This window comes from Saccharopolyspora erythraea NRRL 2338 (assembly GCF_000062885.1).
Taxonomy (GTDB): domain Bacteria; phylum Actinomycetota; class Actinomycetes; order Mycobacteriales; family Pseudonocardiaceae; genus Saccharopolyspora_D; species Saccharopolyspora_D erythraea.
Genome location: NC_009142.1, coordinates 6,106,071 through 6,116,957, shown reverse-complemented (window position 1 = coordinate 6,116,957; position 10,887 = coordinate 6,106,071). Strand labels below are relative to the sequence as shown.

General features: G+C 71.0%; 5 protein-coding genes. 4 read left to right on the top strand and 1 reads right to left on the bottom strand.

Features of this window, described 5'->3' with window-relative positions; genetic code table 11:
- Positions 1-260: 260 nt before the first annotated feature.
- Positions 261-1,574 (bottom strand): cytochrome P450, encoded by a 1,314-nt coding sequence (locus SACE_RS26375; protein ID WP_011874731.1) that lies wholly within the window; start codon positions 1,572-1,574, stop codon positions 261-263.
- A 311-nt stretch (positions 1,575-1,885) separates the two neighbouring features.
- On the opposite strand from SACE_RS26375, the gene SACE_RS26370 reads away from it, so the two are divergent.
- The 4 genes from SACE_RS26370 to SACE_RS26355 all read left to right on the top strand — a co-directional run bounded on the left by SACE_RS26370 (position 1,886) and on the right by SACE_RS26355 (position 10,746).
- On the top strand, positions 1,886-2,929 hold the full coding sequence (locus SACE_RS26370) for a hypothetical protein (RefSeq protein WP_029621707.1): 1,044 nt from the start codon (positions 1,886-1,888) through the stop codon (positions 2,927-2,929).
- 73 nt (positions 2,930-3,002) lie between these two features.
- Positions 3,003-6,338 carry a hypothetical protein gene (locus tag SACE_RS37250; protein ID WP_011874729.1) on the top strand — a complete coding sequence of 1,112 codons (3,336 nt, stop codon included), beginning with the start codon at positions 3,003-3,005 and terminating at the stop codon, positions 6,336-6,338.
- Complete coding sequence (locus tag SACE_RS26360; RefSeq protein ID WP_009947480.1) at positions 6,335-7,336, top strand: BTB/POZ domain-containing protein; 1,002 nt, start codon at positions 6,335-6,337, stop codon at positions 7,334-7,336. Before SACE_RS37250 ends, SACE_RS26360 begins: the two co-directional genes overlap by 4 nt.
- Positions 7,321-10,746 (top strand): right-handed parallel beta-helix repeat-containing protein, encoded by a 3,426-nt coding sequence (locus SACE_RS26355; RefSeq protein ID WP_009947482.1) that lies wholly within the window; start codon positions 7,321-7,323, stop codon positions 10,744-10,746. The genes SACE_RS26360 and SACE_RS26355 overlap by 16 nt, the downstream gene beginning before the upstream one ends.
- Positions 10,747-10,887: the final 141 nt, after the last annotated feature.

Here is a 10,887-nt window from a genome sequence, read left to right as displayed (position 1 = left end):
GGACCCGGGTTCGGATTCGCACGGAGGTCTGCGTTACCGGTCAAGTATGCGCCGCCGCCCACTGGTATGAGCGGCGCCGGAAATGTCTCAATCGACCAGTCGGCGAACCGGGGCGTCGATCACCTTGACGGTTCTCTCGTCGTCCTCACGACAGTCGACCCGTATCGGCGCGGTGATTCCCATTACGCGCGCGAGTGTCTCGCACATCGGCAGAGCCTCGCGAAGCACGTGTTCGTCGCGCTCCGGATCCGCCCCGGCCGTCACCGGCTGCGGCGAGGCCGCACCCGCACCGGATCAGCGCAGGGGCCGCCCAGCGAGAACCTGGAGCCCTGCTTGCCGGCCGTGCGCGATTCGAAACGGAACCGATGCGCCAGCACGGCGAGCATCAGCAGTGCGTGTTCCATGGCCACCAAGGCTCCGGGGCAGTCGTTGCGCCCGATGCCGAAGGGAACGAAAGCCATCGCCGGTCGGCTGTTCTGGGGCGCAGTGTCGAAGCGATCGGGGTCGAACTCGTCCGGTCTCGGCCACACCCGGGGGTTCATGTGCACCGCGCGGATCGCGTAATGGACGACTGTTCCGGCGGGAATCCGGTAGGCGCCGAGAGCGATCCCGTCGGGCGCGCGGCGCGCGATGCCCGGCACCGGCGACGCCAGCCGGACCGACTCGTTCAAGGTCCTCCGCAGGTAGCGAAGGCACGGCAGCTCGTGGAAAGCAGGAGCAGCCTTGCCGCCGAGGACCGTCTTGAGCTCCGCACGCAGCCGCTTCGCCACGTCGCGGTGCCGCATCAACTGCCGCAGCGCGTGCGAGACGACGGTACCCGTCGTGCGATGAGCCCCGATCAGAATCGCGAGGAGGGTGTTCACTAGGTCCTTCGACGATTGCCCCGCCCGCCGGGCTGCGGAGATGAGATCAGACGGTGCGACCTCGTCGACCAGGAAGGTGACGACGTCGCGCAGTGTCGTGAGTGCGGAATCCACAGCCGGCTCCTGGCTCGTGGTGCGCACGCCGTACACCTGGCCGAGGAAGAACTCCGGCAGCCTCTCGAAAGCATCGGTCACCCGCTCGACGATGGCCGCCTGACCCGGCGTGGACCCCAGCACGCTCGTGCACATCAAGCGAAGCGCGAGGGTGTCGAGCTCGCGCTCGAGCGCTACCGGTTCCCCGGTCGACGACCATCGTTGCGCCGACTCCTCGATGATGTCGATGAACCGGGGGTGGTCCGACTCGGCCCGGTGCGGGCAACTCAGCGCGGGGATGACCGTGCGACGCCATCGTGCGCGGTCCTGTTCGCCGCTCAGCAGGACGTTCGCGGCGTCGGCCAGCGGTGTCAGGAACGGTGCGAGCTCCATCGGGCATTCGGGCAGGTCCAGTGTGCTCTCCAGCACTTCCGGCGACGCGACGGACACGACCTGGGCGTTCGGCATGGCGAAGTGCGCGATCTCGCCGTACGTGCGGTGCAGCCGGACCTGGAAGCCGGGCAATCCCCCGGCCTCGGCGATATCGCGCAGGTTGTGCCCTCCAGCGGAGGGGGGCGGACCGGGGATATCGGACGACGACAGCACCGGACCCGCCATGAGCACCCCTGTCTCATTCGATTCAGCAAAGTGCGTCCATGCTCCACCGCGATCCGGTGCGTGTGGCCTCTGGCGGGACGTTCGCTGCACCCGAGTGCCTAGATCAAGGTACGAAGGGGCGGTCTTGTGAGCAGGACGCGTCGCTGGCCAGGCACGTCCCGGTAGCCCTCGTTCCAGCATCCGCGCACAGGTGAACGTTCCCCCGGGGGACAACCGTGACCAGCGGTAGACCGCCAGCACGGCCACCGGGTGACTCGCCATGCGAGTCACCGCGATGCGGCGCCGACCATCCACGTGTTGAGGAGCAGAACATGACCGCACCTGACCGCCAAGCGGCCGCCAGGGCAGGGATGCACGACCTCTTGCTGCGGCAGGCCGGTCTCGCGCCGGACGAGTTGGTGGCCGAGGCGCGTGGGTGGCTGTCCGAAGACCGGTTGGGCGAGGTCGCCCGGGCGGTGGCGTTCAGCGCCACCCGGTACGGCCTTGCGCTCAGCGAAGACGACCTGGGCATGCTCTCGGCGGTCCTCCAGGCCGACGGCGCACCGCTCGACGCGCTGCAAGGCATCGAGCCCGCGGTCGATGACCAGCCGCTGGTGTGGCAGTTCAGCGCCGAGGGGCCGGAGGCGCCGGGCGCCGAGGATGATCCCGCCGCGGCGGCTCTGATCGACCTGCTCGGTGCGGAGCCCGCGGCGCACGGGCTGTGGCGGGCGTGGCGGGCTCCCGCGGACGGGTCGCCCTACCCGCCGCCGAAAGCCATCTACGTCGTCGAGGCCGACGACGACGCCGAACTGCCCGCGCTGACCGCCCGGCTCCAGCAGGCGCTCGCGGCGGCCGGCGAAGTCGCTCCCCAGGTCGAGGTCACTCCGGTGGACGGCGATGTGCCCATCTACCAGCGTATGGCCCGCGCTCACGGTGTGCTCCTGTGGGCCGCCACGGAGGCACCCGACGTCAAGGTTGCGCGCGTGTTCGACGTGGTGCACCCCACGTCCGGACCGGGCTTCCTCCCGGACCACCCCCTGATGGACGACGAGGCCGAGCGCGGTCAGGTGCTGGACTACCTGCGCTCGGGCACCGCGCTGATGATCACGACGGCGACTCTGGGCGATGTCGTCGAGCCCGACCGCGGGTCCGTCGTGCCGATGAGCTTCCGCACTGACGGCAGCTGGATCTGGCCGGACACCGTGACGTACTACCTGGAGCACCACCGGTTGGCGCCGGATCCGGAGCTGCTGGCGCACATCAGGGAGTCGGGCCTGCTCCCTCCGGAACTGGATGCCGTCGCGCTGCATCGCGCGATGGAGGCGTTGCGTCGTCCTCCGGAAGACGAGCCGGTCTGGAGCACCGGAAACGGCTGATGCGAGACGTGAACCCTCAGCGTTGGGCCGAACGTGGAAGAACTGACGGGTTTGGTGCGGAGGTGGGTTGCGGATGGCTGCGATCGTGGTAGAGCGGGCGGGTACATCGGTGTTGGTGCGCGCCGGCGGGGCCCGGGACCCGGGTCTGGCCTTCGCGGACAAGATGGCGGCCGAGGACCATCGCAGAGCTGTCGTCCTGGACCAGTCGGGCTACGCGGCGCTGCACGGACTCGACTCCGGCGTGCTGAGCGATCTTGCCGGTGCGCTCTCGCGCGGTCGCGGCCGACGCCCGGACAACGTGCGGCTGGTGGCCAGCGGCTCTGGCAGGACCAACCCGGACGGCACGCCGTCACTGGCTGCGCGCCTGGCGCAGGAGCTGGGCGTCGAGGTGATCGCACCCGATGGCGAGCTGGTCATCCTGCGCGGCGGCGAGCTTTTCTCCGCGGGCCCCGGTGCCGGGTGGCTGCGTTTCCGCCGCGGGCGCAAGGCCAAGCACGACGGGCCTCGATTTCCCAGTCCGAAGTGGGAGTCGGCCTTGCCGGCGGACCTGGGGGAAAGGGTCGCCGGCCGGGCCGGCGTGGTCGCCATCCCGGCTGGTCTCTGGGTGCGGATCGGGGGTGCCAAGCCCGCGTCGCTCGCCGACACCGGCTTCGGTGTACCGCCGGGCGAACGGCCGCGCATCCTGGTGGGAGCACCGGGCGAGGACCTGCCGGAGGTCGCCGACGTCGCGAAGATCGTCCAGGCCCTGCCGGAGCCGCTCAGGCAGAACTTCGTGCTCACCGTCTACGGACCCGAGCCGGCGTGGGCGGTGCCGTTCGCCCAGCGGCTCGCCGGCTATCTCGGTGTTCCGGTGCGTGCGAGCCATGCCATGCCGTACTACGCCGGTACCGGTGTCCGCAGCATGGTCGCGATCGACCGCGCGGGCCGGCCGACCTGGCGACCGTTCCTGCACGAGAGCATCTACCTCCCGCAGGGGGCTCCGACCCCGTGCAGCGGCGTGGCTCCGGCCCCGGGCCTGCACAGCGCGGGTCCCGGTCGTTACTGGCTCACCGAAGGCTGGTTGGTGAACGCGATCCCGTGCGGGTTGCTGGTGCGCCCGGCCGCGGCCACTCCGGAGTCGGCCGCCACTCGGCTGCCCGTCGACCCGGACCGGGTCAGCATCGTGGTCACCGCGGTCACCCGGTCGCCCGACGAGGTGCCGGCGCGGGTTCTCACCGCGATCGAGAAACTCGCCCGCTCCCTGCCGGCGGACGCCCAGCAGCGGCTGCGCCTGGTGGCTTCGCCCTGGGTCGATCCCGCTTCTCTCGCTGGGGTGGGCGCCGCGCTGCAAGTGCCCGTGCAAGTCCTGACCTCGGCCGGTATCGAGCCCACCCGGCCCGCGGCGAAGGAGCTGCCGGAGAGGACTCGACCGAATCTGGGAACCCCGGCGCGGGGTGGGACGACCGGTGAACGCAAGCCGGGCAACGGCGAGAAGTACGCCGAGGCGTCAACAGTGGAAATCGACCGTGCTGCCACAAGGAGACCGTCCGGCTCAGCGCCGGCCCCGGCCACCATTGGCCGGCCCGACGCCGAGGCACCCTCCGGGGCGGCTGATCCGCGGCCCGTCCCGCCGCCCACGGACACCGAGCGCCCCATCAGCACCCCGGTCGACCGGCCGACCGTAGCGATTCCCACGTCGGCGGGCGAAAATCCGACTACCCGCACGGCGGAGCCGGTGCGTCCCGATACGACCGGCGGGGCGGACGGAAAACGCGCTGAAGCGGCGTCGTCCTCGGATGTCCCGACGCCGTCCACCTCTTCCGCGACCGGGCACCGTGCCGGCCGCACCGCGCCGGTCACAGTGGACGTTCAAGGCCGGATGCGGCCGTTCGGGGAGAACTGGCGCCGCAGAAGCCGGTCCGCTCCGATCGCTTCCGAGCCGGCGACGCCGCCGCCTTCGCAGCCGGTGACCGAGAACTCGCCCGAGCCGCAGGACGCCCCGTCCCCGCCGACTTCGGTGTCCGGGCTGGCGATGCTGGGATCGACCGTCTCGGTCCCGACCGTCATGCGCCCCGGCCGGGGGCCACAAGCCGCGACCACGGCTCGCACGGCAGGCGGACAGGCGCCGGTGCCGCAGTCGCAGTCGGTGCCGCAGTCGCAGCCGCCATCGCACTCGCAGCCGGCGCGGGAGGTACGCCGGCAGCCGTCACAGTCGGCACCGGACCCTGCGCCGGAGCCCAGTACGCCGGGCTCCGGCGGCTACTACGAAGGGCCGACCCTGGTTATGCCGGCGCTGCCCTCGGTCCACGCGGCGCCGGACGCGGCCGGGCGGACGAGGACCCCGCCATCGCCCCCGGCGACGCAGGCGTGGTCCGTTCCGGCGGCACCGCAGCAGCCGATGCCGCCGGTGGCTCCGGGCAACGGTGCCGGCGCCCGAACCCAGCCGGGTGGCCATGCCGCCCCGGCCCCGGCGCAGTCGGTCCCGCCGGAACACACCGGGACACCGGCGCGCGAGGTGCGGGAATCCCAATCCGAGCATGCGGCGGAGCCCGCAGCGAACCCGGGGCCAGCAGCAAGGGCGCAGGAGTCCGCACCGGAGCCTGCTCCAGAACCCGAGCCCGCTCCAGAACCCGAGCCCGCTCCAGCGGCCAGCCCGCTGCGGCTGGCCGACCGCACCAGCACCGACGAGGACCGCAAGCAGTTCCGGCAGGGGCTCGGCTGGCGGTTCGACGCGGCGACGCAGATGGTGAGCCGGATGCTGGCCGAGCGTCCCGGGATGCGGACGTCCTCCGGAGCCGACGACGCGATGATGACCGAGCTGGCCGCCGTGCAGGTGTTCGCCTCCTCCGAACAGACCGACGTGGTGGAGGCCGTGCGCAGCGGTGGCGGACAGATGCACCCGGCGTACTTGTACTGCCTCGCCAGCGGTCTCCGGCGGTTGCCGTCGTTGCAGGGGGTCGTCGTTCGCGGCGGGCCGGCCGACCCCGCTTCGGTGGACGACTACGAGGTCGGCGCCGAGCTCTGCGAGCCCGCCCCGATCGTGGCGAAAGCCGATGCCGAAGCGGTGGTGCCGGGAGCCGTCGAAGTGCTCATCTGGTCGGTCACGGCTCGTCGCCTCGGGGGGCTGGTCGACGGGGCGCGAGAGGCCGACGTCGTGTTCCTGCCGGGCACGGTCTTCCGGGTGATGGGTGTCGACAGCGGCCCGCGCAAGAGCCGGGTCCTGCTGGCCGAGGTCCCGCCCGGCTGGGACATCAGCAGCGAGAGCGGCGAACGGCGCGCCACTCGCATCCGGACGAAGCTGGATGCCGCGGCCACCGCCCGCGAGAGCCTGTACGCGGCGGACCCCGTCGCAGAGGACCAGGAGCGATTCGCCGCTCTGCCCGGCGTGCTCGCCATCCCAACCGCCACGAATACGAGGAGCGCGTCGTGAATCCCGAGACCTCCGTCGTCGAGCGCGACGACCTGCACGACCTCCTGCTGAACCTCGCAGGCCGGGTCCCCGACGACGGCCTGGCCATGATGCGGACCTGCCTGGCCGACGGCGAGGACGACCAGGTCGCATCGATGCTGGTCACCGCTGCCAAGACCGGACGGCTCACATTGACTCGCGAGGAGGCGCAGCTGATCCGCGCGGTGGCCGAGGAGCACGGAGAGGAAGTCAGCGGGGTTGAAGAGGCTCCCCGCGCGGAGGAACTGCCGCCGCCGCCTTTCGAGTTCAGCGCGGAGGACGACGACGCGATGGACGAACAGGACCTGATCGTCGTCGACGCGGCCAACCGCGTCGGCGGCCTTCTTGGCCTGTGGCGGGTGATGCGCATCTCCGAGGCCGAGGAGGTGCGGATCTACCTCGGGGAGACCGAGGAGACGGCCGACGTCGTCGAGCTGGTCGCCGAGGTGCAGCACAGCCTGGCCGAGGCGGGTGCCGAACCTCGGGTGGAGATGTTCACCGAAGGCACGGTCCTGGTTCCCTACCACGAAGCGGCACTCGCGGCGGCCGAGCTGGTGTGGACCGCGGAGCCTCCGTCCCCGATCCGCCTGGCCCGCGTTTTCGACGGTGCGGACCCGGAGACCGGGCCGTTCTTCGAATCCGACCACCCGCGGCTTGATGGTGACCGGTCCCAGCGTGTCCTGGACTACCTGCGAGGCGGCGAGGTCGTGCTGACTACCGACGGGCTGATGGACGACGTGGTGAGCCCCGAGCAGGTCGCCAGCGTGCCGGTCGGCTTCCGCTCCGACGGCACGTGGATCTGGAGCGACTCGACGATCTACTACCTGGACCGGTACCGGCTCGCACCCGAGCCCGCCCTGGTCGAGCACGCGCTGGCCGCCGACGGCCCGCCTTCCGCGCTGAGCTGGCGCGCCTACCACCACGTCCTCGCCGAGCTGTCCGCGCCCGCACCTGAGGAGCCGATGTGGCAGGCAAGCTGATCAACGCGGGCAGCACGCGGTCGATGCTGACCGTCTCGGCCACCGAACCCGACTGCTACCGAACCATCGGCGACGCGGTGGCCGCCGCCAGCACCGGCGACGTCGTCTCGATCCAGCCCGGCACGTACCAGGAGTCGGTGGTACTGCACCGCGATGTGACCCTGTCGGCCGCTGGCCCGCCGGGGGCCGTCCGCATCGAGTCCAGCGGCGACCCGGCGATCCAGATGACCAGCGAGTCGGCCGCGCTGTCCGGCATCGTCGTCGTGCACAGCGGTTCCGAGACCTCGGCGGTCGACGTGCCCACCGGGCGCCTGCGGTTGGACGAGTGCACCGTGGAGGCCCAGTCGGCCACCGCGCTGTTCGTGCGCGGCCAGGGGGAGGTGCTCGCCAACGCCTGCACCTTCGTCAATCCCGCGGGCGCCGGCGTGATCGTCGTGGACCGCGGTAGCGGCGGTTTCGACAACTGCACGCTGCGGGAGATGAAGAACTCCGCCGTGGTGCTGCGCACCGGCGCGAATCCGCAGTTCGTGGGCTGCACGATCACCGAGGTGGAGGGCACCGCCGTGCTGGCCGCGGAACGCTCGCGCGGTACCGTCCGCGGCTGCCGCATCGTGCGGGCCGGCAACCCGGCGGTGGTCGTCGAGAGCGGCAGCACTCTGCAGGTGACCGGCACGGCCGTCGTCGAGAGCACCGGTGTCGGTGTGCTCGTCGCGACCGGCGCCACTCCGCTGCTGGAGGACTGCTCGGTCGACGATGCGGCGGCGCAGGGCATCGTGCTGGTACAGCAGGGCGCTCCGGAGATGCGACGCGTCCGGGTCAACCGTCCCGGCGGATACGGGGTCCACGTGCTGGAAGGGTCGGCCGGAACTTTCAGCGAGTGCGAGGTCAGCGACCCCGGCGACATCGGGGTGTGGATCGCCGAGTCCAGCACGGCGTTCGACGGGCTCCGCGTCGAAGGCAGTGGGGGAACGAGTGTCCTGGTCCGCGACTCCGCCGCCCCGTCCTTCTCCGACCTCCAGATTCAGCGGTCCGGTGGCTGCGGCCTCGAAGTCCGCTCCGGTGCCTCGCCCCGGGTGACCGGAGCGGTCATCGCGACGACGGCTGAGGACGGAGTGCTGGTGGCCGAGCAGGGCCGCCTCACGGTCGAGGACATGTCGGTCACGGGCTCGGAAGCCGTGGGCGTGCGGACCACCGATGGCGGCCACCTCGACCTGCACGGCGTCACGGTGTCCGGCAGCGCCGAGAACAACGTGCTGGTGGCCGACAGCGAGGCGGTGCTGCGCGGATGCGACCTGTCCGGCGCCGGCCAGCAGGGTCTGCTGATCTCCGGCGAGTCGTCGGTGGAACTGTCGCAGACCCGAGCCAGCGGTTCGGAGGGCTCGGGTGTCGAATGGGCGGCCGGCACCTCGGGCACCATGGCCGAGTGCGAGGCGTCCGGCAACGGCGGCGACGGCGTCGTGATCGGCTCCACCGAGCCCATCTCGGTCCGGGACTGCCTGATGGAGGCCAACGGCGGTGTCGGGCTGCGCATCTCGGTGCGCCGGGACAACCTCAAGCTCAACGGTATCGAGAGCAAGCGCAACAAGGACCCGGAAAGCGACACTTCCGGCAGCGGCACGCGGTTGTCCGAACAGCTGAAGCAAACCGGGAGTACCCGGACGGCTCGGCCTCCCAAAGCCGCGGACGGGGAGAACGAGGAAGCACCCAAGGACGTCCCGTCCCGCAGGCGGGAGGGGCCGCTGGGCGAGCTCCTGGACGAGCTCAACTCACTGGTCGGGCTGGCGGACGTCAAGCGGGAAGTGGAGATCCTGACCCGGTTGGAGCAGATGGCCGAACGGCGGGCGGCGGCCGGTCTGCCGATGCCACCGATGAGCAGGCACCTGGTCTTCACCGGTTCGCCGGGTACCGGTAAGACGACGGTGGCGCGGCTCTACGGCAAGATCCTCGCGGAACTGGGAGTGCTGCGCAGCGGGCAGCTCGTCGAGGTGGGCCGGGCCGACCTGGTCGCCAGCATCGTCGGCGGGACGGCCATGAAGACCACCGAGTGCTTCGAACGGGCGCTGGGCGGAGTGCTGTTCATCGACGAGGCGTACACGCTGTCGGCTTCCAGCGGCAGTGGGGCGGACTTCGGCCGCGAGGCGATCGACACGCTGGTGAAGCTCATGGAGGACCACCGCGACGACATCGTGGTGATCGTGGCCGGTTACACCCTGGAGATGCGCAAGTTCCTGGCGTCCAACCCGGGCCTGGGATCCCGGTTCTCCCGCACGATCGAATTCGCCGACTACTCGTCGGCGGACCTGGTAACGATCGTGGAAGGACTGTGCCGGGCCAACGACTACCGGCTGGAGTTCGAGACCCGCGAAGCGGTCCTCAACTACTTCGACAAGCTTCCGCGCGACGAGTCGTTCGGCAACGGCCGTACCGCCCGGAAGGTGTTCGAGGAGATGATCGGGCGCCAGGCGTACCGGCTGGCCGACTCCCCGGACGCCAACGCGGTCGAGATGACCCGCCTGCTGCCCGAGGACATCGGTTCGCTGCCCGGAAGCGGAGTCGGGGCCGGAGCGGCCTCGGCGGACTCGGCGAAGGTGGAGCTGCTACTCAACAAGCTCCAGCAGATGGTCGGGTTGAGCGAGGTCAAGTACGAGGTCAACAACATGGTGGACCTGCTGGCCTCGGCGCGCCAGCGACAGGCGGCCGGGCTTCCCGTGCCGTCGCTGAGCCGGCACCTGATCTTCGGCGGGCCACCCGGTACCGGTAAGACGACGGTGGCGCGACTCTACGGTGAGATCCTCGCCGCGCTGGGCGTGCTCGCCCGCGGTCAGGTGATCGAGGTCGGGCGAGCCAACCTGGTCGGGGAGTACGTCGGGCACACCGCGCAGCGCACGACCGAGGCGTTCGACCGGGCACGAGGCGGGGTGCTGTTCATCGACGAGGCGTACACGTTGTCGTCGCAGCGCGGCTCCGGGACCGACTTCGGCAGGGAGGCGATCGACACCCTGGTCAAGCTGATGGAGGACCACCGCGACGAGGTCGTGGTGGTGGCGGCCGGCTACGAGGAGCAGATGGAGGACTTCCTGGCGGCCAACCCCGGGTTGTCCTCGCGGTTCTCGCACCGGGTCCGGTTCGCCGACTACACCAACGACGAACTCGTCACCATCGTCACCCAGCACGCGGCCTCGGCGGGATACGAGTGCACCGGGCCGACGGTGGCCGCTCTGCGGGCGCACTTCGTGGCCGTGCCGCGCGGAGCGTCGTTCGGCAACGGCCGCTACGCCCGCCAGGTCATGGACGCGGCGGTGACACGGCACGCCAAACGCCTGCGGTTGACGGCTTCACCGACGCTGGAAGACCTGTGCATGCTGCTGCCGGAAGACATCCCGGGACCCGACGAGATCGTCGGTACCTGACAAGCAGTGTCCGCACCGCTCAGTCCGTGGACGGGGACCCGCCGGAAGGGATGGGCTGCCGCAGCACGGCATCCCGCCGGCGGGTCCGGACTCATCCGCGACGCGCTCGCTCGGTGAAGAGCGGAAAGGCAACGACTGTTC

Bases quoted from the DNA above. Each gene is read 5' to 3' on its own strand.
- SACE_RS26375 (WP_011874731.1), bottom strand. From the start codon at position 1,574: ATGGCGGGTCCGGTGCTGTCGTCGTCCGATATCCCCGGTCCGCCCCCC.
- SACE_RS26370 (WP_029621707.1), top strand. From the start codon at position 1,886: ATGACCGCACCTGACCGCCAAGCGGCCGCCAGGGCAGGGATGCACGAC.
- SACE_RS37250 (WP_011874729.1), top strand. From the start codon at position 3,003: ATGGCTGCGATCGTGGTAGAGCGGGCGGGTACATCGGTGTTGGTGCGC.